The organism is Marinobacter sp. OP 3.4 (genome assembly GCF_036224885.1).
Lineage (GTDB): Bacteria > Pseudomonadota > Gammaproteobacteria > Pseudomonadales > Oleiphilaceae > Marinobacter.
Genome location: NZ_JAVVLT010000027.1, coordinates 1 through 25,170, shown reverse-complemented (window position 1 = coordinate 25,170; position 25,170 = coordinate 1). Strand labels below are relative to the sequence as shown.

21 protein-coding genes, 1 tRNA gene and 1 pseudogene are annotated in these 25,170 nt (G+C 61.7%); 9 read left to right on the top strand and 14 right to left on the bottom strand.

The window, feature by feature from the left end; all coding sequences use genetic code 11:
- Window positions 1–67: 67 nt before the first annotated feature.
- Together RO069_RS04450 and rmuC are read right to left on the bottom strand one after the other, a co-directional pair.
- Entirely contained in the window at window positions 68–943 is an 876-nt protein-coding gene (locus tag RO069_RS04450; protein WP_328185522.1) for a tetratricopeptide repeat protein, read from the bottom strand.
- On the bottom strand, window positions 927–2,258 hold the full coding sequence (gene rmuC / locus RO069_RS04445) for a DNA recombination protein RmuC (protein WP_442915334.1): 1,332 nt from the start codon (window positions 2,256–2,258) through the stop codon (window positions 927–929). The genes RO069_RS04450 and rmuC overlap by 17 nt, the downstream gene beginning before the upstream one ends.
- A 564-nt stretch (window positions 2,259–2,822) precedes the next feature.
- Between rmuC and RO069_RS04440 the strand changes: the two genes are divergently transcribed.
- The 3 genes from RO069_RS04440 to RO069_RS04430 are packed head-to-tail and all read left to right on the top strand — an operon-like array spanning window position 2,823 to window position 6,081.
- Entirely contained in the window at window positions 2,823–3,608 is a 786-nt protein-coding gene (locus RO069_RS04440) for an ATP-dependent zinc protease family protein (protein ID WP_328185521.1), read from the top strand.
- Window positions 3,609–3,619: 11 nt separating this feature from the next.
- Window positions 3,620–5,137, top strand: coding sequence for an inactive transglutaminase family protein (locus RO069_RS04435; RefSeq protein WP_328185565.1), 1,518 nt, complete (start codon window positions 3,620–3,622; stop codon window positions 5,135–5,137).
- Complete coding sequence (locus RO069_RS04430) at window positions 5,134–6,081, top strand: alpha-L-glutamate ligase-like protein (RefSeq protein WP_328185520.1); 948 nt, start codon at window positions 5,134–5,136, stop codon at window positions 6,079–6,081. Before RO069_RS04435 ends, RO069_RS04430 begins: the two co-directional genes overlap by 4 nt.
- 135 nt (window positions 6,082–6,216) lie before the next feature.
- Here the strand turns inward: RO069_RS04430 and RO069_RS04425 are convergent, their stop codons facing one another.
- Window positions 6,217–7,806: a BCCT family transporter gene (locus tag RO069_RS04425; protein ID WP_328185519.1), complete on the bottom strand. Its 1,590-nt coding sequence runs from the start codon at window positions 7,804–7,806 to the stop codon at window positions 6,217–6,219.
- A 283-nt stretch (window positions 7,807–8,089) separates the two neighbouring features.
- A complete protein-coding gene (locus RO069_RS04420) occupies window positions 8,090–9,718 on the bottom strand; it encodes an FMN-binding glutamate synthase family protein (RefSeq protein WP_328185564.1) in 1,629 nt (542 codons plus the stop codon).
- Between the two features lie 262 nt (window positions 9,719–9,980).
- Here RO069_RS04420 and RO069_RS04415 point away from each other — a divergent pair.
- Window positions 9,981–10,057, top strand: a tRNA-Pro gene (locus RO069_RS04415).
- A gap of 83 nt (window positions 10,058–10,140) precedes the next feature.
- Here the strand turns inward: RO069_RS04415 and RO069_RS04410 are convergent.
- Entirely contained in the window at window positions 10,141–10,740 is a 600-nt protein-coding gene (locus RO069_RS04410) for a DJ-1/PfpI family protein (RefSeq protein WP_328185518.1), read from the bottom strand.
- Window positions 10,741–10,831: 91 nt separating this feature from the next.
- Between RO069_RS04410 and RO069_RS04405 the strand changes: the two genes are divergently transcribed.
- Window positions 10,832–12,169 carry an aminotransferase-like domain-containing protein gene (locus RO069_RS04405; RefSeq protein ID WP_328185517.1) on the top strand — a complete coding sequence of 446 codons (1,338 nt, stop codon included), beginning with the start codon at window positions 10,832–10,834 and terminating at the stop codon, window positions 12,167–12,169.
- Here the strand turns inward: RO069_RS04405 and arsJ are convergent.
- Genes arsJ through RO069_RS04385 form a run of 4 tightly spaced genes read right to left on the bottom strand, consistent with a single transcriptional unit; the run spans window position 12,158 to window position 16,184 of the window.
- Window positions 12,158–13,363: an organoarsenical effux MFS transporter ArsJ gene (gene arsJ, locus RO069_RS04400; protein ID WP_328185516.1), complete on the bottom strand. Its 1,206-nt coding sequence runs from the start codon at window positions 13,361–13,363 to the stop codon at window positions 12,158–12,160. The genes RO069_RS04405 and arsJ overlap by 12 nt on opposite strands.
- Window position 13,364: 1 nt before the next feature.
- Entirely contained in the window at window positions 13,365–14,369 is a 1,005-nt protein-coding gene (locus RO069_RS04395) for an ArsJ-associated glyceraldehyde-3-phosphate dehydrogenase (protein ID WP_328185515.1), read from the bottom strand.
- A gap of 15 nt (window positions 14,370–14,384) precedes the next feature.
- Window positions 14,385–15,416 (bottom strand): ACR3 family arsenite efflux transporter, encoded by a 1,032-nt coding sequence (arsB, locus tag RO069_RS04390; protein ID WP_328185514.1) that lies wholly within the window; start codon window positions 15,414–15,416, stop codon window positions 14,385–14,387.
- Window positions 15,417–16,184, bottom strand: a complete 768-nt coding sequence (locus RO069_RS04385; protein WP_328185513.1) for a metalloregulator ArsR/SmtB family transcription factor — start codon at window positions 16,182–16,184, stop codon at window positions 15,417–15,419.
- 267 nt (window positions 16,185–16,451) lie between these two features.
- Between RO069_RS04385 and RO069_RS04380 the strand changes: the two are divergent.
- Window positions 16,452–16,547: pseudogene (locus RO069_RS04380) on the top strand (arsenical resistance protein ArsH); the annotation flags it as partial.
- Window positions 16,548–16,601: 54 nt separating this feature from the next.
- Here RO069_RS04380 and RO069_RS04375 read toward each other — a convergent pair.
- The 4 genes from RO069_RS04375 to RO069_RS04360 are packed head-to-tail and all read right to left on the bottom strand — an operon-like array spanning window position 16,602 to window position 20,886.
- The gene (locus RO069_RS04375) at window positions 16,602–17,246 is read right to left on the bottom strand and encodes a tetratricopeptide repeat protein (RefSeq protein WP_328185512.1); all 645 of its coding nucleotides are present in this window, start codon (window positions 17,244–17,246) and stop codon (window positions 16,602–16,604) included.
- Window positions 17,243–18,025: an SDR family oxidoreductase gene (locus tag RO069_RS04370; RefSeq protein WP_328185511.1), complete on the bottom strand. Its 783-nt coding sequence runs from the start codon at window positions 18,023–18,025 to the stop codon at window positions 17,243–17,245. Before RO069_RS04370 ends, RO069_RS04375 begins: the two co-directional genes overlap by 4 nt.
- On the bottom strand, window positions 18,012–20,183 hold the full coding sequence (locus RO069_RS04365; RefSeq protein ID WP_328185510.1) for an AMP-binding protein: 2,172 nt from the start codon (window positions 20,181–20,183) through the stop codon (window positions 18,012–18,014). The genes RO069_RS04370 and RO069_RS04365 overlap by 14 nt, the downstream gene beginning before the upstream one ends.
- Complete coding sequence (locus RO069_RS04360) at window positions 20,167–20,886, bottom strand: thermostable hemolysin (protein WP_328185509.1); 720 nt, start codon at window positions 20,884–20,886, stop codon at window positions 20,167–20,169. Before RO069_RS04360 ends, RO069_RS04365 begins: the two co-directional genes overlap by 17 nt.
- 149 nt (window positions 20,887–21,035) lie before the next feature.
- On the opposite strand from RO069_RS04360, the gene RO069_RS04355 reads away from it, so the two are divergent.
- Both RO069_RS04355 and RO069_RS04350 read left to right on the top strand, forming a co-directional pair.
- On the top strand, window positions 21,036–21,728 hold the full coding sequence (locus RO069_RS04355) for a response regulator transcription factor (RefSeq protein WP_328185508.1): 693 nt from the start codon (window positions 21,036–21,038) through the stop codon (window positions 21,726–21,728).
- Window positions 21,719–23,149, top strand: coding sequence for an ATP-binding protein (locus RO069_RS04350; protein ID WP_328185507.1), 1,431 nt, complete (start codon window positions 21,719–21,721; stop codon window positions 23,147–23,149). Before RO069_RS04355 ends, RO069_RS04350 begins: the two co-directional genes overlap by 10 nt.
- Here RO069_RS04350 and djlA read toward each other — a convergent pair.
- Entirely contained in the window at window positions 23,121–23,900 is a 780-nt protein-coding gene (gene djlA / locus RO069_RS04345) for a co-chaperone DjlA (RefSeq protein WP_328185506.1), read from the bottom strand. The two genes, RO069_RS04350 and djlA, sit on opposite strands and share 29 nt — an antisense overlap.
- Window positions 23,901–24,050: 150 nt before the next feature.
- On the opposite strand from djlA, the gene RO069_RS04340 reads away from it, so the two are divergent.
- The gene (locus RO069_RS04340; RefSeq protein ID WP_328185505.1) at window positions 24,051–25,085 is read left to right on the top strand and encodes a CNNM domain-containing protein; all 1,035 of its coding nucleotides are present in this window, start codon (window positions 24,051–24,053) and stop codon (window positions 25,083–25,085) included.
- The last annotated feature ends 85 nt before the right edge of the window (window positions 25,086–25,170 follow it).

Here is a 25,170-nt window from a genome sequence, read left to right as displayed (position 1 = left end):
CGGAACGTCTTGTACGTACAGGGTGCCAGCGCCTTTTTGCATTGCCCCTACTGGCCTTGCTCTGATCTCAGGAATTACCGGATGGTTTCTGCATCTGGCGGATCAGGCCGCTCAGGGTGTCTGCCAGGGCTTCGGCCTGGTCGCGGTCGCTTCCCAGTCTCAACAGGCGGGAACCGTCCCTGGGATCATAGATCCAGCAGGACTCGGTGGCATTCTCGCAGCTCCACTCCACCAGTGGACTGATGCCATAGACCGGCAGGATCAGCGTTGTAAGCTTGCGGCCGCCATCCTCGTCATTACGGCTTTCACGGAACTGGATCTCGCCATCGTGCACCGACGCCTGGTAGTGGACGTCTGGCTTGCTGCCTTCCCGGATCAGACGCGGATCCCGGCGCCAGCCGGCCTGGTCGAAGATCCGGTTCATACGCCCCACCAGCGCGGGCCGGCTGACATCACCGGAGGCGGCTGACTGCCCGCTCCCCAGGGACTGCCCCGCAGGTGTGATTTCGGCGACCGGTTCCTGGCCGGCATCGCCGGCGCTCGCCGAACCCGCCTGTCCGGACCGATCCTGTTCGATATCAGTAATCAGCTTGAGCGATTCGGTGTAGTACTTGCCATCGGCACCGGTACCGGCAACATAGTTTTCCAGGGCCGACATGGCCTCGTTGTAGTGTCCGGACTGGGCCATTACCTGCCCCCGGTAGTACAGGTACTCCGGCGGCTTCTGTCCTTCCAGCCGCTGCAGGCGGTTCAGGTATTCCGCCGCCTGGTCCCATTGCCGGGCCTCGACGGATTCCTCCACCGCCAGCATCAGGCGCTGGATCTCGTGCTCCGCCGGCAGTGCCAGCGCAGTACCGGACATCATCAGGCCCGCCGCCAGGACCAGTCCCGCCAGGGGGCCGGCCTGCCTGGTGCCTGAAGGCAACTTATTCCTTGAGTACATCATCGCTTTCCTCGTCTGTGCCTGCCTGATCGATGCTTCCGTCGGCTTCCAGCGGGGGCCCGTCGTCAACATCGTCATCGTCTCCGCCGGCCTCCGCCTGGTCGGTGATGGTCCGCGGCAGCTCCTTCTTGACCCGCACACCCAGTTCCACGAACTTGCTGGCCTGGGAGATCAGGTTACCCCGGCCACGGGTCAGGGTATTCATGGCCCCGTCATAGGTGGTCTGCACCGTTTGCAGCTGCCCGCCCATCTTGTCCATGGCCTCCACGAACACCCGCAGCTTGTCGTATACGGCGCTGGCGCGGTCGGCAATCTTGCGGGCATTCTGGCTCTGGCGTTCATACCGCCAGATATTCTCGATCGTCCTCAGTGTCGCCAAAAGTGTGGTTGGCGTCACTACGATAATCTTTTTCTCGAACGCTTCCGCGAACAGGTTCTCGTCATACTGGAATGCCGCCACGAATGCCGGCTCGATGGGCATGAACAGCAGGACGAAATCCGGCGAATGCAGACCATGCAGCTGGCTGTAGTCCTTCTCACTGAGGGCCCGGATGTGCTGGCGCACGGCGTCCACATGGGCCCTCAGGTGGTTCTCCTTCTCCCCTTCGTCTTCCTCCGTCACCCACTGCTGGTAGGCCACCAGCGACACCTTGGAATCGATGATCAGGTTGCGCCGGTCCGGCAGGTGCACCACCACGTCCGGTCTCAGAAGCTGGCCGTCGGCGTCCCGGTAGCTGCCCTGAGTGTCGTATTCCACGCCCTTGCGCAAGCCGGATTTTTCCAGCACCCGCTCCAGGATCAGCTCACCCCAGTTACCCTGGATCTTCTTGTCCCCCTTCAGGGCCCGGGTCAGGTTGGCCGCCTCTTCGGTGATCTGGCGGTTCAGGTCCTGCAGCGACTTGATTTCGCTGCGCAGGGCCTGGCGATCCTTGGTCTCGCTGGTATAGACGTCCTCCACCCGCTTGCGGAAGTCCTGGATCTGGTCCCGGAACGGATTGAGCAGGTTGTCCAGGCTGGTGCGGGTTTGCTGGCTGAAGCGTTCGCTCTTCTGCTCGAAGATGCGGTTTGCCAGGTTTTCGAATTCCTGCTTGAGGGCTTCCCGGTTCCGCTCAAGCAGTTCCAGCTTCTCGGCGGTGGACTTGCGCTCCTCGTCCAGGGTTACATCCCGCTCCCTCAGCGTCACCCGGACGGACTCCAGCTCCCGCGCCAGTTCTTCCCGGCGACTGCGGAGCTGGTCCCGTTCCTGCGCGATTCCTTCGGCCCGGGAGTGTTCCGCCTGCTTTTCCGCTTCCAGGGTGGCAACACGCTGTTCCAGGGTGGAGGCCTGACTGCGCCAGTGCTCGTTGCGCTCATCCAGTTCCCTGACGCGGGCCTCCAGGGACCCGGCGTGGTCGGCAACCTGCTCCAGGCGCTGCTGCTGGAGTTCGTTTTCATGCCGGTGTGCAGCCAGTTCCTGCTCCAGTTCCTGGCGCAGCGCCTGTCCGGCGGCCAACCGGCTGGCGAGCACCCGCCCCCAACCCAGCGATACATTGATCAGCACAATAAGTACAACACCGATTGCCACTACAACGGGTTGATCGATAATCTGCTGCCACAACGGATTCAATGCGTCGGTCTCCCGCAGTCGGTTGATGGGTGTTCCACCAGGCGGTTTCCAAAACCAGCCGGAAGGGGCACCACCGGTTTTCAGTAGGCTCGATTTATCAGTACTATACGCGAATTCCGGAGCGCTGTGGCCGGACTGCCACCATCGGGAACCGGCCGCCCCCGGACCGGACTGGCATGGGGCCATTGGCGTCGTCAACGTGAAGTTACCGTAAACCCGAGCGAGGGACCGTTCATGTATAATCCGCGCGACCTGGACAGTCAGAGAGATACCATGTTGTCGACATCCAAACCGCTTGCTGCGGCCCTTCTTGCCATGATGGCACTGCTTTCCGGCTGCGCCACCGACTCCGTTTCCGTCAAGCGCTATGAGATGCAGGGCCTGCAGGAGGCCGTTGCCAGTCAACAGGCTGACCTGACCCATCTCAAGGTCACCGGCGACCGGCACTTCCAGGAGCTGAAAGAGCTCCAGGACGACACCACCCGCGAGATTATCGACACCATCCGGCAACAGGTCGAGCCCCCCACCTGCCCCCCTGTCCCCAAACAGCGCATCTGCGCCGCCGACGATTCCCGTGACACCGGCACCAGTGACCGGGTAAAAGGCAAGCTGGTGGTCGGCGAGGTGGAAAAGGCGTTCCTGGTGGGTCCCAACTTCGTCTACGATGCGCGCATCGACAGCGGTGCCGAAACCTCGTCCATGGACGCCCGGAATGTGCGCCGGTTCGAGCGTGATGGCCAGGAATGGGTCCGGTTCGATATCCCCGTTCCCGGCAAGGACGACGAGCTGGAAACCCTTGAACGCAAGGTAGTGCGCAATGTCCGGATCATCCAGGCCAACGAGGAAGGCTATGAGCGTCGGGCCGTGGTGGAGCTGCAGTTCCGAATCGGCGACCATGAGCAGAAGGCCGAGTTCACGCTCGCCGACCGGGCACACCTCACCTATTCCCTGTTGATCGGGCGCAATATCCTGCGGGATGTGATGCTGATTGACGTGGGCAAGGAGTACAGCACCGAGCTGCCCCGATCCATCCAGACCAGCGCCATTCGCCGCGACTGAGGGCTCCTGTGTTGAAACTGCGTTCCCGCTATCCCTTCTACATCGCCATTTTCGTGCTCATCGCCGGAGGTATCGGCCTGGCGACGGCCCGGCACGTTCAGTTGGGGATTCCCTGGCTGGCCGGGGAACAGCAGCCCGTGTGGATGGTGGAAGCCCGTATCGACTTCGAGGCCGTGGGCGAGGAAGTGCTGGTCAGCCTGAACGTGCCGGACAGCCCACCCGGTTTCCGCGTGCTCTCGCAACAGGCCGCCTCCCCCGGCTATGGCTTCTCGCTGATTGAAGAATCCGGCGACCTGCGGGCCGAGTGGAGCATCCGCGAGGCGGAGGGTCCCCAGACCCTGTACTTCAACGTCCAGTTGACGCCGGACGAGTCCAGCCACGTCCCGCCTCCCTCCGAAGCGCCGGACCCGGAAGCCGTGTTCTGGGAAGAGCCGGAAGCCACCGCCGTGGCCGAGATACTGGAGCGGGCCGCCGCCAAATCCGCCAGCCCGGAAAGCATGACCCGGGAACTGATCAAACTGATGCAGTCCAGCGACCCGGACCAGAACATTGCCCTGCTGCTCAACAGCGACAACTATGTCACCCTGCTGCATCGCATGCTCAACCATGCCGGCATCCCCGCCCGGGTGGCGGACGGCCTCCAACTGGAGGATGCCCGGCGCCTACAGCCCCTGCGCGCCTTCCTCCAGATCCACAACGGCGAGCGCTGGCTGACCTTCCACCCGGAAACCGGACAGCAGGGCCTGCCCGACAACGTCCTGCTGTGGCGCCAGGACGCCGTATCACTACTGGATGTCATGGGCGGGGAAGACTCCCAGGTCAGCTTCTCCATGCTGCAGCAGACCGTTCCGGCGCTGCAGCTTGCCACCCGTGAGGGCGGACAGAACGGACTGGGACTGGTCAGCCTGTACGAGCTGCCCATTGAGGAACAGGGCATGTTCCGCATGCTGCTGCTGTTGCCGCTCGGGGCCCTGGTGGTGGCTTTCATGCGCATCATTATCGGCGTTCGCACCTCCGGCACCTTCATGCCCGTGCTGATTGCCGTCGCCTTTGTGCAGACCTCCCTGGTTCCCGGCCTGGTGGCGTTCCTGTCGGTGGTTACCGTGGGTCTGTTGCTGCGGGGGTACCTGTCCAGCCTCAACCTGTTGCTGGTGTCCCGGATCTCGGCCCTGATCATACTGGTCATTGCCATCACCACCGGCATCAGCATCATCGGCTACCAGATGGGCTTCAACACCGGCATGACGGTCACCTTCTTCCCCATGGTGATCCTGGCGTGGACCATTGAACGCATGTCCATCCTGTGGGAGGAAGACGGCGCCCGGGAAGTACTGGTACAGGGGTCCGGCAGCCTGTTTGTGGCGGTCCTGGCCTATCTGTTGATGGATGCCCCGCTGGCCCGTCACCTGACGTTCAACTTCCCCGAACTGCACCTGGTGACGTTCGGCCTGGTGCTGCTGATGGGTCAGTATACCGGCTACAAGCTCAGTGAACTGAAACGGTTCCGACCGGTGAAGGAGTTCTCATGAGTTCCTGGATATCGCCCTTCCGGCTCCGCAAGGCCGGTATCCTGGGAATGAACGAACGCAACGTTTCCTACATCGCCCGATACAACGACCGCCGCGCCTATCCGCTGGTGGACGACAAGCTGAAAACCAAACTGCTGGCGGAAGAGTTCGACATCAAGACGCCAAGGCTGCGTCAGGTGGTAGGCCAGCAGCACGAAATCGGCCATTTCAGTGACATGGCGGTCGACCTGGAAGGCTTTGCCATCAAGCCATCCAAGGGATCCGGCGGCAAGGGTATTACCGTTGTCCAGCGTCGGGAGGGCGATCAGTACGTCAAGGCTTCCGGCGCACATCTGTCCCTTGAGTACCTCAAGCGCCACCTGAGTAATATCCTGGCCGGGCTATACAGCCTGGGCGGCAAACCGGATGTCGCCATCGTGGAAGATCTGGTCCGCCCCACCGCCCTGCTCTCGAAGTATTCCTATCAGGGCGTGCCGGATATCCGTATCGTGGTGTTCCAGGGCTATCCGGTAATGGCCATGGTACGGCTGTCCACCTCAGCCTCCGATGGCAAGGCCAACCTCCATCAGGGTGCCGTCGGGGTCGGACTGGATATCGGCACCGGGCACGCCCTGAATGCCGTCCAGTTCAACCGCAAAACCCTGCTTCATCCGGACACCGGCCTGCCCATGAGCGAGATCCGGATCGACGACTGGGACACCATGCTGATCATGGCCGCCCGCTGCTACGAGGCCACCGGCCTTGGCTATATCGGCGTCGACCTGGTGCTGGACGAGACCGAAGGCCCCCTGCTGCTGGAACTCAACGCCCGCCCGGGCCTGACCATCCAGATGGCCAACGGCAAGGGGTTGTTGCCACGCCTGCAGAACATTGAATCCCTGAAACGCCCCCATTTTACCCCGGAAAAGCGGGCCGCCTACGCCATGACCACCTTCGGCGCCTGAGTCAGCCGCGCCTACCCGCTAACCAAAAGACCACCTTTCGGGTAAACCGACGGACTATCACAGGCAAACCACCAAGTTGCAGACACAAAAAAACCGGAGCCGAAGCTCCGGTTTTTTCGTTAATGGCAAGTGCTACTACAGCTTGCCTTCCGCCAGCAACAGCTTGCGCTCGTGGCTGAGGCCCTTGAACAGCCCCCAGCACATCACCAGCAGGATGGCGGTAAACGGCAGGCCGGCGCTGATGGCCGAGGCCTGGATGGCGCCAAGGGCATCGGCACCGCCACCGAAGATCAGCGCGGCGGCAATGGCACCCTCCATCACGACCCAGAACACACGCTGGGCGGTCGGCGCATCGGTCTTGCCACCGGCGGTGATGCTGTCGATCACCAGGGAACCGGAGTCCGATGAGGTCACGAAGAACACCAGTACCAGCACGATACCAATGAACGAGATAATGCCGGTCATCGGCAGGTTCTCGAACATCTGGAACATGGCCAGGGACACATCGGTCAGCCCGTCCTCTGCCAGCACGCCAACGCCACCCTGGATCTGCTCCAGCGCGGTGCCGCCAAAGCCGCTCATCCAGACAACGGTAATCAGTGTCGGAATAATCAGTACCGCAGTAATGAATTCGCGGACCGTACGGCCACTGGATACACGGGCGATAAACATGCCCACGAACGGCGACCAGGAGATCCACCAGGCCCAGTAGAACACGGTCCAGCCATGGAACCAGGTTTCGTCTTCACGGCCAAACGGATTACTCAGGGGCAGCGCCTGGGTCACATAGGTGGAGGACGTAACCCACAGGTACTCGATAATGGCCATGGTGGGACCGGCGAAAATGATAAAGAACAGCAGGATCGCCGCCAGAATCATGTTCAGGTTACTGAGGACCTTGACGCCCCCATCCAGGCCCCGCAGCACCGAGATCAGCGCCACGCAGGTAACCCCGGTGATGATGGCCATCTGCACGTTGATGCCGGCCGACGTACCGAACAGGTAGTCCAGACCGGACGCTGCCTGCTGGGCGCCAAAGCCAAGGGAGGTCGCCAGGCCGAAGATGGTGGCCAGTACCGCCAGCACATCGATAATGTGCCCCGGCCAGCCCCACACACGGTCACGCAGCAACGGGAAGAAGGCGGACCGGATGGTCAGCGGCATGCCCTTGTTGAAGGCAAAGAACGCCAGTGACAGCGCAACCACCGCATAAACCGCCCAGGGGTGCAGGCCCCAATGGTACATGGTACCGCCCATGGCCATGCGGGCCCCTTCCGGGGTATTCGGCTCCGCATTGAGCGGCGTGCCATACCAGTCGGTGTAATAGGCTACCGGCTCGGCCACGGCCCAGAACATCAGGCCGATACCCATGCCGGCCGCAAACAGCATGGCGAACCATGACATGGTCGAGAACTCCGGCTTGGCGTCCGGTCCGCCCAGTCGGATCTTGCCAACGGGCATGAAGATCAGGGCGATACAGAACACCACGAAGATGTTGGCACTTATGATAAAGAACCAGTCGAAGTTATTGATAATCGCCAGTTTCGTCCCGTCCAGCACCTCTTTGGCCTGGCTGGGAAACATCAGCGTGCCCACCACGAATACGACCACCAGGATCGCCGTGATGGGGAACACCGGAGCATGAATGTCCAGGCCAAACTTGTTGATGTTGTCCTGGCCTGCCACGTAGTCGGTCTGGTACTCGTCTTTGACAACCTCGCCCACTGTGGAGCCTCCCATAGACTGTGACTTTTGGATCTTTTCGGAGCCTGACGGCCCCTAAGCGTTACAACGACGTAATTTTATTGCTTTGAACTCTAAGAATCAAAGAATCGCGATAATTCAGGTCTCTATACCGCTATCGCTCTCCATGGCCCACCCAGGCCCGTCATGATGGACCAGGGATGCAGTAACGTTTTTAAGCATAGTACAAGGTTGGGGGATCATCCTTTCAGGTATGACAAACCTGTATCACAAAATGGGGGATCCCTGGTCGCCAGATCCCCGCCTAGTGGATCTTGGTCTCCCTGAGCTTGATGACGAAGTCCGGTGGATCGAAGCTGTCAGACCGCGCCAGTTCCCAGTACTTGCTGAACACGCCATGTTGCAACTCGCCACCGTTGACCAGGACGCCGGGCTCCAGGAACGGGTACAGGTCCATATACGAGTGCACCGTGGTCTTGCTCACCCGCCTGACAATATGCTCCGGCCCCAGCTCCGAGGGGTGCCTAAGCCCCGCGGCTCCCAGCAGGTTGGCCAGGGCATCCATGGTATTGCGGTGGAAGTTGGCCACCCGAACGCTCTTGTCGGCCACATCGAGCTTACCGCCCCTCCGGGCATCCTGGGTGGCGACACCACTGGGACAGCGCCCGGTATGACAATTCAGCGCCTGGATACAGCCCAGGGCGAACATATAGCCCCTGGCCGCGTTACACCAGTCCGCCCCCAGGGCCAGGATACGGGCAATATTGAAGGCCGAGGTGATCTTGCCGGCGGCGCCGATGGCAATGTGTTCCCGCAGGTTGGCCCCCACCAGGGAATTATGGACCAGCAGCAGCGCCTCGATCAGCGGCATGCCCAGGCGATTGATGAATTCCAGCGGGGCGGCCCCTGTACCGCCCTCGCCGCCATCCACCACGATAAAGTCCGGGTGCCGACCGGTGGCCAGCATGGCCTTGACGATGGCAAACCACTCCCACGGATGCCCGATGGCCAGCTTGAACCCCACCGGCTTGCCACCGGACAGCTCCCGCAGCCGGTCGACGAACTCCAGCAGTTCCACTGGTGTCGAGAACGCTGAATGGGCGGGGGGCGATACCACGTCCTCGCCAACCGGCACTCCCCTGGCCTCCGCGATTTCCGGGGTCACCTTGGCGCCCGGCAGTATCCCGCCGTGGCCCGGCTTGGCGCCCTGGGACAGCTTGATTTCAATCATCTTCACCTGGTCCAGGGTGGCATTCTCCGCGAACTTTTCTTCGCTGAAGGTGCCATCATCATTCCGGCACCCGAAGTAGCCGGAACCGATTTCCCACACCAGGTCACCACCAGGCTCCCGATGGTAGCGGGAAATGGAGCCTTCCCCGGTATCGTGATAGAAGCCGCCCATCTGCGCGCCCTTATTGAGGGAGAGAATCGCGTTGGCGGAGAGGGACCCGAAACTCATGGCGGAAATGTTGAACACGCTCGCGCTATACGGTTTCTCGCAGCGCGCCCCGACGGTGATGCGAAAATCGGAATCCTGGATATCCACGGGCCGGATTGAGTGATCCATCCACTCGAACCCCTCCCCCGCCATATCCAGCTGAGAGCCAAAGGGGCGCTTGTCCAGCACATTCTTGGCCCGCTGGTAGACGAGGGCACGCTGTTCCCGGGAGAAGGGCCGTTCTTCGGTGTCCGACTGGATAAAGTACTGACGGATCTCCGGCCCGATGGACTCCAGGAAGTAACGGAAATGGGCCAGAATCGGATAGTTGCGGCTGACCGTGCGCTTGCGCTGAAAAAGGTCCCAGGTTCCCACGGCCACCAGCACCAGGAACACCAGCGTAAGTATCAGTATCTCGGGTAGCCAGTAAACCAGGGGTAAGGTGACCAATGCCCCGACGATACTCAATACAAACACGCCATAGCGCAATGGCATGGACCAGTGTGCAATCTTCAAGACCCGCCTCCGATTCGGTTCCAGGGAAAATCTTTTATTATCATGGAATTCTACAGCTCGGTACGCAAATGTCATGGCTTGGGAGGTGCCTGACAGGAAATCCTTACAAAGCCGGTCAAAGAGTATTTATTTTTCAGTTTGGCTCGTGTAGACTTCGCTCCCGCTAAGCCAGTGAGGGAAACCAACCTGGCCCGGAAACCACGGGAGCCCGGCTCCTGGACACGGTTTTCCGAATGCGACTCGGGGCGTGGCGCAGCTTGGTAGCGCACTTGCATGGGGTGCAAGGGGTCGCAGGTTCAAATCCTGCCGTCCCGACCAACACAAAGGCCGTCATTTCAATACGTTGATGACGGCCTTTTTTATGCCTGGCACATTTTCAGCCCACTTTTCTTCGTACCTCCCTAGCCCAGACAAGGCATGACATTGGCCGACATCCGCTCAATGTATTCGGCCTTCTCACCAACTGGCGCAACATAGTGCATTGCCTCGCGGGCAGCATTGATGCCAACCAGGCGAGCGATGACCCAACTGGCGAGGTACTGAGAGGCCAGGCAGCCCCCCGACGTCGCAATGTTGCCTGTGGCGAAGAAGGGCCGATCAAGCACCTCGACGCCAGCGTCCCGTAACCAGGGCCTGGTTGTCAGGTCAGTACAGGCCGGAATGGCATCCAGCAGCCCGAGTTTCGACAGGACCAAACTGCCTGAACACTGGGCGCCAATCAATTGCCTCCCGGGGTCCAGCTTCAACTGAGCCATCAGGGCTGCGTCCGCCAACACTTCCCGCGTCTTCAGGCCGCTGCCAACCAACACTGCATCCGCCCCGGCCACATCAGCAAGCGAAGCCTGGGCTTCGAGAGCAACTCCGTTCATCGAGACGACACGGGGTGTCGGGCATGCGATGGATACACGCCAATCGGGCCTGTTAATCCGATTCAGAATGCCAAGCGCGATAAGCGAATCGAGTTCGTTGAAGCCATCAAACGTTAAGATGACGATATGCATGGCAGGATTACTCCATGTGGGGTTGCTTTAAGCAACGCATCGTAGGCAGCATATCCATGACAATCAAATTATTGTAATGGATACAATTAACATGCCTCGTGCCCGCTACAAGCAGGTTGTAGACAACTTTGCCGGACAGATCCGCTCCGGCGAATTGCGCCCGGGTGACCGCTTGCCCACTCATCGTCAACTTGCCCGCGAGCATCGGCTGGCGCTGGCTACCGCCTCACGGGTCTATGCAGAGCTGGAAGCGATGGGACTGGTGAGCGGAGAAACCGGCCGTGGCACCTTCGTCCGGGAGATTTCCCTACCGCCAGGCCTCGGTGTCGACCAACGGGCGGCCGCCAACGATATCGTCGATCTCAATTTCAACTACCCGTCCCTGCCGGGGCAGGCGGAACTGTTACGTACCGCGTTACGCCGACTTTCGACGTCCGGGGACCTGGACGCACTTCTACGCTATCAACCCCACGGCGGACGAATGCGTGAACGGGAGATGGTGACAGAGCACCTTGCCTCCCGGGGTCTTCAGGTCGATCCGTCCAACCTGTTGCTTGTCGATGGAGCCCAACACGGTCTGACGACAACACTGATGGCGCTGCTGAAAACGGGCGATGTCGTCGCTGTTGACTCACTGACCTATCCGGGCATAAAGGTGCTCGCGGACAGCCTTGGTCTGGAGCTGGCGCCTGTTCCGGCGGATGGCTCAGGACCGGACCTGAATGCACTGGAGCTGTTGTGCCGTCACCGCCGTGTCCGGGCGGTGTATACCCAGCCGACCATGCATAATCCGCTGGGTTGGGTGATGGACATTGAACGACGAAACACCCTGGTCAGGTTGGCACGACAGCATGGGTTGGTGATAATTGAAGATGCCCCCTATGCCTTTCTGGAGCCGCAGTCACCGCCACCTTTAGCGGCCCTGGCACCGGAACGGACGGTCTATGTGTCCGGCTTCTCCAAGAGCGTTGCCACCGGGCTGCGCGTTGGCTTTGTAGCAGCACCGGAAGGGTGGACTCCCCGGATCGAACGCGCCATTCGCGCGACCACCTGGAATACGCCGGGTGTGATGACGGCGATTGCCTGCGGCTGGATTGAGGACGGGACCGTCACTCGCCTGGAATCGGCCAAACGGGAGGACGCGATCGACAGGCAAATGATCGCATCCGAGGCCCTTCAGGGCACGGGTTATGTGGCGCATCCTGCATCCTACTTCCTCTGGCTTCCCCTGCCGGAGGAGGTGCGCGCCGACGGGGTAGTGAGGGAACTTCTTGATCACCGCATTCTGGTTTCGACTGCCGAACCTTTCGCAACGTCGGTCCAGGTTCCGCATGCGATTCGCATCGCGCTTGGCTCTGTGGACCTGGACATCCTTCGACATTCGCTCACAACCGTTCGAAATGTTGTTGAATACCACTCATACGGTTGATCGGGAAAATGCCTCATCCGTCGAAGGCAACAACAGCGCCAGCCCCGCCGCCAGGGCAACAAACCCGGCGGACACCCACAGACAGGCCTCCAGGCCATGGGCCTGGTAGACCCAGCCGGAAAGCACCGTCCCGGCCAGGCGGCCGGCGGCGTTCGACATATAGTAGAAACCGACATCCAGTGACACGCCATCGCCCCGGGCGTAACGGACGATCAGGTAGCTGTGCAGGGATGAGTTGATGGCGAACAGCACGCCAAACAGCAGTAACCCGCCGACAACCACCACCTGCGGTGACCAGTCCGCCATCAGACCCACGGCAATAGCGGCCGGTACCAGCGCCAGGAGCGCGCCCCAGGCAACGGCGGCCTGACGGCCCTCGCCGTGCCCGGTGATGCGGGGGGCGATGGTCTGTATGAAGCCATAGCCGATGACCCAACTGGCCATGAAACCGCCCACTTTCCAGAAGTCCCAGCCGAATACGGTGTGCAGGTAAACCGGTAGTGCCACCACAAACCAGATGTCACGGGCGCCGAACAGGAACAGCCGCGCCGCAGACAGTACGTTGATGGCCCGGCTCTTGGAGAAGATATCGGTGAATTTTGGCCTGGCCTTGCTCCGCCCCAGATCCTGGCCCAGCAGGACAAGACTGGACAGCCAGATCACCACCAGTGCCGCCGCCATGGCAAGGACCGCCCCCCGGAAACCCACCGCCATCAGCAGCACGCCCCCCAGGAAGAAGCCCACACCCTTCAGGGTATTCTTGGACCCGGTGAGGATCGCCACCCACTGGTACAGCCTGCCCTGTTGCTCATGGGGCACCAGCAGTTTGATGCCGCTCTTGGCGGACATTTTGTTCAGGTCCTTGGCGATGCCTGACAGGGCCTGGGCGGCCATCACCCAGGGCACGGTGAGGGCGGCGGCCGGCACCGCCAGCATGCCCAGCGCCACGATCTGCAGGAACAGGCCCAGGTTCATGGTGCGGTTGAGGCCCATGCGGGCGCCCAGGTAACCACCCACCAGGTTGGTCACCACCCCGAAGAATTCGTAGAAGATAAACAGCAGGGCGATTTCCAGGGGCGAGTATCCCAACTGGTGGAAATGCAGCACCACCAGCATTCGCAGGGCGCCATCCGTGAGCGTGAAGGCCCAGTAGTTGCCGGTAATGACCAGGTACTGTCGGACGGCGGCATCCATGTCAGGCGCTACCCACCTTGCGAACCAGCTCCGCGGTGCGGTTGGCGTAACCCCATTCGTTGTCATACCAGGCGTACAGCTTCACCTGGGTACCGTTAACCACCATGGTGGACAGGGCATCAACGATGGATGACCGGGGGTCTGTCTTGTAGTCGATGGACACCAGCGGGCGTTCCTCGTAGCCGAGGATACCTTTGAGCTCCCTTTCCGCAGCCTCCTTGAGCAGCCGGTTCACCTCATCACGGTCCGTTGCCCGCTCCACTTCAAACACACAGTCCGTGAGCGAGGCATTGGTCAGCGGCACCCGCACGGCATGGCCATCCAGGCGCCCCTTCAACTCCGGGAAGATCTCGATAATCGCAGTGGCGGAGCCCGTGGTGGTGGGGATCAGCGAACTGCCACAGGCCCGGGCCCGCCGCAGGTCCTTATGGGGGGCGTCGAGAATGGTCTGGGTGTTGGTCAGGCTGTGGATGGTGGTAATGGAGCCATGGCGGATACCCAGTTGCTCATGGATAACCTTGACCACCGGCGCCAGGCAGTTGGTGGTGCATGACGCGGCGGTGACAATCCGGTCGGTTGACGGATCGAATATCCCGTCGTTCACACCCAGCACGATATTTTTCACCCCTTTTTCCTTGACCGGCGCGGACACCACCACGCGCCCTACCCCCTGGTCCAGATAGGCCTGCAGTTTGTCCAGCGTCTTCATGGCGCCGCTGGACTCGATGACCACATCGCAGCCGGACCAGTCCGTCTCGTCAATGGTGCGGTTATGGGTGACGGTTACCCGTTTGCCGTCGATCACCATATCCCCGCCGTCCGCCGAGACGTCGTGATCCCAGCGCCCGTGGACACTGTCGAAGGTGAGCAGGTGCGCCAGGGAATCCGCATCCGCCCCCGGGTCGTTGATCGCCACGAATTCCAGCTCCGGCCATTCCCAGGCAGCGCGTAACGCCAGACGACCGATACGACCAAATCCGTTGATACCGACCTTGATCTTGCTCATGGTGTACTCCTTGATTCAGGTTGCGGCCGATGCCGCCGGAAACCAGTGTCTCGTGCGATTCGCAAAGGCCACCAGCGACAGCATGACCGGCACCTCCACCAGCACCCCGACCACCGTCGCCAGCGCCGCCCCTGACGTCAGCCCGAACAGGCTGATGGCCACCGCAACCGCCAGTTCAAAGAAGTTCGAGGTGCCGATCAGCCCTGCCGGGGCCGCCACGCTATGGGGCAACCGCATTTTCCGGGCAATCAGATATGCGATGAAAAAGATGCCGTAACTCTGGATTAGCAGTGGAATGGCAATTAATCCAATGGCAAGCGGGTTGTCCAGGATACGATCCGCCTGCAGGCCGAACAGCAGGGTGACCGTCGCCAGCAGTCCGAGAACCGTGGTGGGCTTGCTGCGGGCCAGCCAGGTGTCCAGCCGCTGCTCACCACGGCGCAGGAGATGGCGCCGGGTGACGATGCCGGCGATCAGGGGCGCGACTACATACAGCACAACTGAGAGCAACAGGGTCTGCCAGGGCACGGTGATGGACGACAGTCCCAGCAGGAAGGCGGCGATGGGGGCAAAGGCGAAGATCATGATGAGATCGTTCACCGACACCTGTACCAGCGTGTACCCGGAATCTCCCCGGGTCAGGTGACTCCAGATGAACACCATGGCCGTACAGGGGGCCACGCCCAGCAGGATCATGCCGGCGATATACTCGTTCGCCGTGGCCGGATCCACCAGGCCGGCAAAGAAAACCCGGAAGAACAACCAGCCCAGCGCCGCCATGGTAAAGGGTTTGACCAGCCAGTTGATCACCAGTGTCAGGAACAACCCCTGGGGCCTGCGACCGACATTGCGGATGGCGGTAAAATCCACCTGCACCATCATCGGGTAGATCATGGCCCAGATGAATACCGCCACCACCAGGTTGACATGGGCGTAGGTGAATCCCGCCAGCACCTCGAACAGGCCCGGCATGAAGGTGCCGGACACGATACCGAGGGCAATGGCCAGGGCCACCCAGAGACTGAGATAACGTTCGAAAATCCCCATTCAGGCGCAATCCGCTTTTACCGGGCGATCCGGCATGGCCGCCAGTCGTTTCATTTCCTCGTCGATTCGCTTGCCATTGGCCTCGGCGACTTCGTTGATCACCCGCTCGACCCAGCGGGGTAACCGGCTGTGCAGTTGATAGTAGACCCACTGCCCCCGGCGCTCTCCCTCCAGCAGACCGGCATCACGAAGCGTGGACAGATGCCGGCTGACTTTGGGCTGGGGCACCTCCAGTGCGGCCGTCAATTCACAGACACACAGTTCATGGTGGGCCCTGACCAGCAGGATGATTGCCAGCCGGCTGTCGTCACCCAGCGCCTTGAACACAGCCACCGGGTCATACCCCATGGAATGCGCTCCTGTCTCCTTCTGATGCACCGTCACGAACAGTGCAAGCCGCTCCCGCAGTTCCCCCAGCGTCAGGGCGAAGGTGGAGTGGCGACCGGAGGGGGACGGATCGGCGAAATCCCAGGCAATCTGCTGGGCGGTCGGGCAAACCGTGCCGCACTCGCTGGCTGCCCGCTCACAAAGGGTGATCACATAGTCCCAGTGCTCGTCTTCAACTTCCGAGAGCGGCTTACTCCTTAGCCCGCTCGTGGCGATGCCCGCCTCCTGCAATACCAGCAAGGCCATGGGGTGCGGCGAACCGGGATGGGTACCGGCACTGGCTACCTCAAAGGCGTCACCGGCCAAATCCCTCAACAGCGCCTCGGCCATCAGGGAGCGGGCGCTGTTGGCGGAACAGACGAAAAGAACTCGACGTCGCATTGGAATCACCATATGAAAAATGACAAATATATGGATATCAATATATCTGGAACCATGACCGACTGGCAAGTAACAGTTTCATGACAGTACCTTTAAAAATCAACAGACGATTAGCCTCTTTCTTTCTGGAGAATGCTTGACATATTATATTCGATTTATCGAATATAAAGACCATGACAACCTACGATGGAGACATCCCCATGGCACTTGATCCGTTACCCAACGTGGACAGCATGAAATTTTCGGTGCCCACATCAGACAAACTGGCTTCGAGTCGGCAGCAACTACCTGACGGACCGTTATTCGGAGCGTAAAGAATCCGCAGAAACCCTGTCCCACCGGGTCAACCAGCGAGCCCTGTGAATCCTGCGGGCAGGCGGCCCAGGTCCAGGCCGCACGCCCCTCCGGCACATACTGTCAGCGGCCGGCGGCCAGCCTGGACATCCGGTCGCGGATTTCCTGTCGACGGCCCTCGTCCGCCAACGGACGGTTCGGGCGGTCCGGGGCCGAAAGCGCCCTTTGCAGGTATTGCTGGGCCCGCGCGGTCTCCCCCTGCCTTATCAGGTAGTCTGCGAAGAAGAAGTTGGGGTCGATGCCATCCGGATTGATGGCCAGGGCTTTCTGCAGGTAACGACGCGCCTTGTCGTCATCACCGAACGCGATAGGCCAGCCGGGCACCTGATAGTAGAGGCTGCCCAGGGAGGTGTAGGCGGAGCCGTCCAGGGCGGTGTCGTCAATCCGGATCGCCTGCTCCAGGTGTTTCCGGGCGTCCCTGACCAGGCCAAGGGCTCCCAGGCCACCCTTCTCGCCAGCCCAGGTACTCAGCACGATGGCTCGCCAGATATGGGACTCCGCCCGTTGCGGGTAGTGCTCGACAAACGCCTCGGTCTGTTCGGCCAGCGCTTCGAATGCCTTCTCGCGGTCGTCTGCCGGCAAACGGTACTGGATTTCCGCCCAGCGATGCTGGATCGCGGACAGCTCGGACGACAGGCCCGCGTCCGGGGTTTCGGCCATGGCCGCCACGGACAACAGTGACATCAGTAGTACAACAACCCATTTCATGAGGACACCCCCGAGTTCAGATAACGCCGGATGACCGGCAATTGCCTGATAACGGCCCTGTCCACCAGCCGCGGCATAACGCCATTGATGATCACGAACAGCCGCTCCGGCCAACCGATGAAGCAACGTCGCTGATCGCGGATCATGGCCCGGACAATGCTGTCCGCCACCTGTTGTGGCGAGTCCATGGCATTGCCCAGAGCCTTGTTGAGTTCATCGACTGCCTGAGGATTCATGGCGGTATGGGTCGCCCTGGGAGCGACAAAGGTGATGTCCACCGGGGTATCCGCCAGCTCCCTTCTCAGCGCCTCGGTAAAGCCGCGCAGACCGAACTTGGTGGCGCAGTATCCGGTATAGCCCGGGTAGCCGATGCTGCCGAACGTCGAACCGATGAAAACCAGCGCACCACCCCCCTGTCCGATAAACCGTGGGACGAAATGGCGGGCGACCAGTATTGCACTGCGGAGATTGACCGCGAGCTGATTGTCGATATCAGCCACCGACGATTGCTGGAGGGCGCTGAACACATTCTGCCCCGCGCAGTGGATCACGCCGTAAAGATCCGGCCAGGTATCGGAAAGCGCCTCCAGTTGGCGGTCCAGGTCCGTGGCCGCCAGGTCCAGCTTCACCGCCTTCACTCCTGCCGGCAGGGTTACCTCCTCCGGACGTCGGGTGGCCACCAGTAGCCGCGCGCCCTCGCCCAGCAACGGCTCGACCAGCGCCCGGCCGATCCCCCCAGTCCCGCCAAGGAGCAGGAAACAACGGTCACGCAACTGCATGATCTGACGCCTCCCTGTAATGGCCGCTGGTTGTCTCCGGCAGCGGAATCCCACGGAGCATGTCGCCATAGAGCCGGTAGACCACCCGGGCGGCATCGATGATCGCCTGCTGGTCATCCGGATCGGCGATCCCGTCCATCAGCCTACGGAAGAATTCGAAATGCTCCTGATCCAGTGCACCATGGGAGTACAGGTAACTGAAAGCACTGTCCGGCAGGCCCAGGTGAGTCTGGATCTGCGTTGCCAATGGGGTGGCCAGTTCGACGGAGGTACCTTCGAGCACCTGCACCATGCCAAAGAATGCCGCCGGATTGCCGCGGTCGATCTGGTGATAGAGGTAGGCCACCATCAGTTCGATGGACAGGTCGGGGCGGCTGGCCCTGCACTCCTCCCGGTCCAGGCCGCAGGCCGCCAGATCATCGAGAATCCACTCGTGGTGCCCGATTTCCTCTTCGATGTACTCCACCAGGGCCTTGCGGACAGATTCCAGGCGGTCAGGCAGTCGCCCGCCACAGGCCATCATCAGCGGCACAGTGTGCTTGACGTGATGGAAGGCCTGGGTCAGGAACCAGGTATAACTCTCCAGGGTCACCCGGCCTTCCCGGACGGCATTGATGACGGGTGCACGGGTCACGTGGGTTCGTGCCTGCTCGGTTTCGGCCTGAAGCCGCTCGAAAAATGCCATGGAATGTCCTCCTGGGCGGTTGGTATGGATCGGGTAACTGCCGGCAATGATCGCAGGCAGGTCAGCTTGTATCCGGTCGCGTACGGGCCGGCCATTGGCCGTCAGATAACCGTCGCTGGCGGACAGGGGGTGATGGAGCTGGTACAGGGTGTCCAGTCGCGCATAATCCGGTAACCGGTCGTTCAGTCCGCGCAGGCGTTCATCCATGACAGAAGGCGACTGTCCCGGGGCCACCGCAACCAGGGCCGAAGGCCGCGGGGCACCGTCCCCGAACACCACTGCCTGGTGGACGCCGAGGCCGTGGACCAGCTCTGCCTCCAGCCATTCCGGACTGATATTGCGGCCAAACCCGGTAATAATCAGGTTCTTGGACCGGCCATCCACATGCAGGAAGCCCTCCCTGTCGAGGTGCCCCAGGTCACCGGTATCCAGCCATTCCTGCGTGACCTGGCGATCGCCGAGATAGCCAAGGTGAGAGTGTCCCCGCACCTCGATATGTCGCGCCGCATTCACCCTTACCTGTACATGGCCCAGGGGCCGGCCCGCCGCTCCGGGTCTGTTATCCCCGGGCACGTTCAGTGCAACCACCGACCCGCACTCAGACAGGCCATAACCTTCGTACAGGGGCAGCCCGAGATCCTGGGCCCGTGACAGCAGGGAGGCAGCCACTTTGCCGCCACCCACTGCGATAAAACGGAAGCGATCGGGCACCAGCCAGTCGGCCTCGACGGCATCCAGCAGCACACGGGCCAGTTCCGGCACAAGAATCAGCGATTCCGGCTGCCAGCGATTCAGGGCAGCAACCAGGGTGCGTGCATCAACGCCACTGCTGCCGAGCAGGCCCAGGGAAGCCAGAGGCTCGACCCGCAGCGTCGCTCCCATCGTCAGTGGCAGGTAGACTCCGGCGATATTCTCAAGCAACGTCGCCAATGGCAGCAGGCACAGGTGCTCATTGATACCAAGCGGAGCCAGCCGTTGCCGTAGTGCCTCCGCCGTCGCCAGCATCTGCGCCAGGGACAGACACACACCCCTGGGGGTGCCGGTACTGCCGGAGGTAAAGGTGACCTTCGAGGTTCCCGCTGGCAGGTCGATGGATTCCTGCGAGTCTGCCAGACGCTCCATCCACACCCCCTGCCCAAGAGATGTTCGCGCCAGATCAGTGTCGGGCCACAGCAGCGCGTCGAGTCCCGCCTGCTGTACCAGGTGGCTTACCTGCGTTGTCGAGAAGAATGATGGCACCGGCACGCAGACCACCCCTGCCACCTGGCAAGCCAGATCCGCCATTACCCAGGCCGGCGTGTTGTCCCCGCACAGACCAATACGCCGCCGCCCCTGGCGGACCAGGGCGTCCGCAAGGGTTCGAACAGCCTCCATCAGAGACCGGTAGCTGTACGACCCGGAACCGGAAACCAGCGCGGTCCGCTCCGGGGTCTCCTCCGCAATCCGCTGGATAGTGTCAGGCAATGTGGCCATGGCACCCTCCCAGGACCCGGGTCGGCTGGCCTGAGTGGCTGACGGCATCCCGAAGGAGCGACACCTGGTCCAGCGCACCGGCACTTCGGAGTTTCTGTATACCCGGAGGCACATGGATGGCCATCACCCTGGGCTGGTGCTGGTAGTAACGCCCCCAGGCACAGCCGCCGCCCGGCAGGCGTTCTGGCGCGGCCGGACCAAGATCAGCGACATCGATGCCCATCAGACGGAACCCGTTGCGCAACCGGCTGGTGCCGGTACAGACCACCCACTCCACCGCCTCACCCTCCAGCCAGGGGGCCATGGTGATGAAGAGGTGACGGCTGACACCAGCCTCCACGCCGGCAAGATGAGCGATCTCAACTATGCGGGAACGGCTTGACGGGAAACCGGGGAGGCAGAGTTCCACCGGATCATCAAGATAGTCCTCAAGGAACAGGCGGCTGTCTCCGGCTCTTCGCACACCCACCACCGCCAGCAGCGTCCCCTGCTCCGTTGTCATCGCCAGCAGCGGCGGTAACGTCAGTTCCGGGCAGGCATCATAGGCCTGGCGAAACCGTCGCAGGATAAAATCACCGGCCCGACGGGCATTGGCAGTGCCGGGGCGAACTTCACACAACCAGCGGGTCCCGAACCGGGCAACCGGACGCACCTCATCCGAGGTCACATCAAGGGCCGGGGGCATGGTCAGCGGATCGGTCATGGGCTCTCTCCCTGTGTTTGCCCCAGAGTAGGGAGGCAGCCTTAAACCAGCCTTAACAGGCGCGGGCTTTTTTCTTAAGGGAGGCTTAAGCTTTCTGTGGCAGACTGCGCCGATCGTGCTCCGGCATAACCGAATGAGAGAGAGGGTGAATGCGGATACTGCTCGTGGAAGATGACCATATGCTGGCCAGCACCATGTTATCCATGCTGAGGGATGACCAGCATACCGTGGACTGGCTGGACGACGGCCAACAGGCCCTGGCCGCACTGACCCGCGATGACTTTGATCTGGTCGTCCTGGACCTGACACTGCCGCGGCTGGATGGCCTGGAGGTCCTGGCCCGAGCCAGACAGTCCGGCGCCGGAACCCCTGTCATCATACTGACCGCCCGGTCCGAACTGGACGAGAAACTGCAGGCACTGGATGCCGGTGCGGACGACTACCTCACCAAACCCTTCGCCATGGCGGAACTCAAGGCGCGCATCCGCGCGGTCACCCGCCGTGGCAGGGCATCACCGGAGAACGGCCTGACGGTCGGTGACCTGCGCCTCAACCCAGATACGGGTCAACTGACAATTGGCGAACAGACCACCTCCCTGCCCCGCAGCGAACTGCAGATCCTGCATTACCTGATGCGCCACCCGGACCAGGTTGCCACACGCCGCCGGCTTGAGGAGCAGCTGTACGGCTGGGATCAGGGGGCGGAAAGCAATGCTCTGGAAGTGCATATCCATCACCTGCGGCGGCGACTTGGCAAAACGGCGATCCGCACGGTGCGCGGCGTGGGCTACCTGCTGGACAGCCAGCAGGCCGGCTACTGCGGGGACCAGCCATGTCCATGACGCGGACGCTGATTCTGCTGGTCACGTCGTTCGTGGTACTGATCGCCGCCGTCGCCGCCACCTGGAGTTACATTGAAAGCAACCACGAACTGGAAGAGCTCTTTGACGCGGAGCTGGCCCAGAGTACCCGGATCGTGCAGGGGCTGGTGCAAAACCTCGCCACCACACAGTCCCCGGAGCAGCTGGCCGGCGCCCTGAAGCAGACCCTGCAGCTACCCGAGGGCGCCCTGGACGAAAGTGATGACAATGAAATCCTTCCGGACGGTACAGGCCACAAGTACGAGAAGAAGCTCGCCTTTGAAGTCTGGAACCCCGACGGCGAGCCGGTCCTGGATACCCTCGCCGCCAATGATTCCATGGTGCTCGCACCAGGCTATGGCTGGGCCGAAGCCACGGGATTCCAGTGGCGAACCTTTACCCTAAGGGACGAGCAGACCGGTTACTGGATTCGCACGGCCCAGCGCGAGGATATTCGTCAGGAACTGAGTCAGGAACTGGCACTGGGCAACGTCCTGCCCCTGATCGTCGCCCTGCCCCTGTTGACCATTGCGGTGGCGGGCGCCATTCAGTTGGGCTTCCGCCCGCTGAGAAGGCTGGAGCAACCGATACGGCATATGGCGCCGGAGCGCATTCATCACCTGGACGCCCGTCATGCCCCCCGGGAAGTCAGCGGCCTGGTGTTGGCAGTGAACGCCCTCCTCGACCGGCTTGACCAGGCCCTGGACCGGGAACGTCGCTTCTCGGCCGATGCGGCCCATGAACTGCGTACACCGTTGGCGGCCCTGCGCCTGAACCTTGAGAAACTGGAACAGGACTCCCCCGAGACCCACGGCGATCTGATCGCCTCAGTCGACCGCATGGTTCACCTGGTTGAGCAGATGCTTCTGCTGAGTCGCGTCGATGCGGGTGTGGATTCCGCCCTGGAGGAGCATGATCTGGCTGAAATCGTCACCCAGAGCATCGCCGATGTCTTCCCCCTGGCGAGCCGCAAGGACATTGAACCATCACTGGAAAACCACGCCGGCGATACCGCCGTCCGGTGTCAGGCCACCCTGGTCAGCACGTTGATGCGATCACTGCTGGCCAATGCGGTCCAGTACAGTCCGCCAGGCACCCGCATCGACGTGCAACTGCAGGACAGGGACAGAGGCATCGAGATCAGCATCTGTGATCAGGGGCCGGGCATACCGCCGGCCGATAGAGAGAAGGCGCTCGGGCGCTTCTCCCGGCTGGACCAGCGGCAGGGCTCCGGCGCCGGACTGGGACTTGCCATCGCGAGACGCATTGCCGAGCTGCACCATGGGCAGTTGACACTGCGGGACCGGTGCGATGGCCGACCCGGCCTCTGCGCCTGCATCTGGCTGCCACACCACATATCAGCGACAGACACCGTCAGGCCGAGCGCTTCCTCGCCTCCTTGATCACGTCGTAGGCGTGACTGATCTCCCGGGTCCGCTCCTCGGCCATTTCCCGCATGCTCTCGGGCAGGCCGCGACCCGCCAGTTTGTCCGGGTGGTTCTCGCTCATCAGCTTGCGATAGGCACGTTTGAGTTCAGCATCGCCGATAGAGGGACTGACGCCCAGGGTCTTGTAGGCATCGTCAATCTGCTGGGCACTGGAGTAGTTGCCGGCCCCGGACGCACTCGCCCGGGCGCCCCTCAGGGTTGCCTCGAGCTGTTCCACCAGGCTGTCCGGCAGGCCCAGGCCGCGGGCGATACGCACCAGCATGTCATGCTCCGCCGGGTGCACCTGACCATCGGCGGACACCGCCGATACCTGCACCTGGAGGAACATCTGCAGCAGCGCGGGCTGACCGCCGCAGACCTGGCGGAACCGCTGCAGCTCGGCGTCCAGATCAAAATCTTCCGACTTGCCCCGGTTGAAGGCCGCCTTGGCGGTCTCACGCTGGGTTGCATTGAGATGGAAGCGATCAAACATGGCTTCCGCCATCTGGATCTCGTCCCGCGTGACCACGCCATCCGCCTTGCTCACCGCCCCCATTACCGCAAAAACGGACTCCACAAAACCAGACTGGAGGTCCCGCAGGCGTCCCACCAACTTGCTCTTCAGGCGATTGAACAGGAACGCCCCGACAGCACCCCCGATGATCAGACCCGGAAACTTTCCAAAGGCGTATCCGATGGCAGCGCCCAACAGAATGGCAAAAAGCATGCTTTCATCCCTTCGTGTAAGTTTTTCGCACTATACCGATTTTTTCACCGATTCTCCCGGTATCCGATATGGACCGGAATCGGTCGGCAGGCTTCACACCGTGATACCGGGGCGATACCATTCAGCTTTATTCCTCCTGACAGGACCGGCATGACACTCCTGATTCTCTTTGCCTTCCTCTCCATCGGCTTTTCATTCCTGTGTTCCATACTCGAGGCCGCACTACTATCCATCACCCCGAGTTATATTGCGTCCCTGGGCAAGGACAAACCCACTCTGTTCGTGCGCCTGCGCAAACTCAAGGATGAAATCGACGACCCGCTGTCGGCCATCCTGACCCTGAACACCATCGCCCATACCGTGGGCGCCACCGGCGTCGGTGCCCAGGTCACCGTGGTGTTTGGTGAAGCCTGGCTGGGCGCCGCTTCCGCCGCGATGACCCTGGCCATCCTCATACTGTCGGAAATCATCCCCAAGACCATCGGTGCCAAATACTGGCGGAGTATCGCCCCGGCACTCCCCTCCATGCTTGGCTTCATGATGAAAGCCCTGCTGCCGTTCGTCTGGCTGTCCAAGCAGGTGACCCGCCGTCTCACTTCCACGGACGAGGAAACCGATGTGCGGGGTGAAATCAGCGCCCTGGCGGAAATCGGCCGGGACCAGCAGGCACTGGATGAGGACGAGCGGCGGATTATCCAGAACGTGCTGCGTTTCCACGAGATCAAGGTCAGTGCCGTAATGACGCCACGCACGGTGTGCAAGACCATCTCCCCGGACACCACCCTGGATGAGTTCCTGAAGAAGGTCCGCAGCACGCCCTTCTCCCGGTTTCCGGTACTTGACGAGGACTGGGAGGCCCTGGGCTATATCCACAAGGCCGACCTCATCACGCTGGACGAGGATACACCGCTAATGGACAGCCTGCGCCAGATCATGCGGGTCAAGGCCAACACCAATATCGAGTACCTGTTCTCCGAAATGCTCCGGGAACGGCAGCACATGGCCGTGGTCTACGATGAGCTGGGCACCTGGCTGGGTATTGTCACCCTGGAGGACCTGCTGGAAACCCTGCTGGGCACCGAGATCATGGACGAGACGGACAATGTCTCCAACCTGCGCCGTTACGCCAAGCAACGCTGGAGCCGCAAGCTCCGCCAGCGGGGGGCAGTAGCGCCACGGGATTGACCGGCGTCGGGCGGCGGACAACCGGGTCCGTTCGCCATCGGGAAAGCCGTTAGTCGAGAATGTCGTTGATCGGGAAGAGTCCGCC

Excerpts from the sequence above, each read along its gene's own strand:
- RO069_RS04410 (WP_328185518.1), bottom strand. The coding sequence starts at position 10,740 with ATGCATATCGTCATCTTAACGTTTGATGGCTTCAACGAACTCGATTCG.
- RO069_RS04450 (WP_328185522.1), bottom strand. The coding sequence starts at position 943 with ATGTACTCAAGGAATAAGTTGCCTTCAGGCACCAGGCAGGCCGGCCCC.
- RO069_RS04395 (WP_328185515.1), bottom strand. The coding sequence starts at position 14,369 with ATGAGCAAGATCAAGGTCGGTATCAACGGATTTGGTCGTATCGGTCGT.
- RO069_RS04440 (WP_328185521.1), top strand. The coding sequence starts at position 2,823 with ATGTTGTCGACATCCAAACCGCTTGCTGCGGCCCTTCTTGCCATGATG.
- RO069_RS04420 (WP_328185564.1), bottom strand. The coding sequence starts at position 9,718 with ATGCCATTGCGCTATGGCGTGTTTGTATTGAGTATCGTCGGGGCATTG.
- arsB (WP_328185514.1), bottom strand. The coding sequence starts at position 15,416 with ATGGGGATTTTCGAACGTTATCTCAGTCTCTGGGTGGCCCTGGCCATT.
- RO069_RS04430 (WP_328185520.1), top strand. The coding sequence starts at position 5,134 with ATGAGTTCCTGGATATCGCCCTTCCGGCTCCGCAAGGCCGGTATCCTG.
- RO069_RS04360 (WP_328185509.1), bottom strand. The coding sequence starts at position 20,886 with ATGACCGATCCGCTGACCATGCCCCCGGCCCTTGATGTGACCTCGGAT.
- arsJ (WP_328185516.1), bottom strand. The coding sequence starts at position 13,363 with ATGGATGCCGCCGTCCGACAGTACCTGGTCATTACCGGCAACTACTGG.
- RO069_RS04350 (WP_328185507.1), top strand. The coding sequence starts at position 21,719 with ATGTCCATGACGCGGACGCTGATTCTGCTGGTCACGTCGTTCGTGGTA.
- RO069_RS04385 (WP_328185513.1), bottom strand. The coding sequence starts at position 16,184 with ATGCGACGTCGAGTTCTTTTCGTCTGTTCCGCCAACAGCGCCCGCTCC.
- RO069_RS04375 (WP_328185512.1), bottom strand. The coding sequence starts at position 17,246 with ATGAAATGGGTTGTTGTACTACTGATGTCACTGTTGTCCGTGGCGGCC.
- RO069_RS04405 (WP_328185517.1), top strand. The coding sequence starts at position 10,832 with ATGCCTCGTGCCCGCTACAAGCAGGTTGTAGACAACTTTGCCGGACAG.
- RO069_RS04365 (WP_328185510.1), bottom strand. The coding sequence starts at position 20,183 with ATGGCCACATTGCCTGACACTATCCAGCGGATTGCGGAGGAGACCCCG.
- RO069_RS04340 (WP_328185505.1), top strand. The coding sequence starts at position 24,051 with ATGACACTCCTGATTCTCTTTGCCTTCCTCTCCATCGGCTTTTCATTC.
- RO069_RS04355 (WP_328185508.1), top strand. The coding sequence starts at position 21,036 with ATGCGGATACTGCTCGTGGAAGATGACCATATGCTGGCCAGCACCATG.
- RO069_RS04370 (WP_328185511.1), bottom strand. The coding sequence starts at position 18,025 with ATGCAGTTGCGTGACCGTTGTTTCCTGCTCCTTGGCGGGACTGGGGGG.
- djlA (WP_328185506.1), bottom strand. The coding sequence starts at position 23,900 with ATGCTTTTTGCCATTCTGTTGGGCGCTGCCATCGGATACGCCTTTGGA.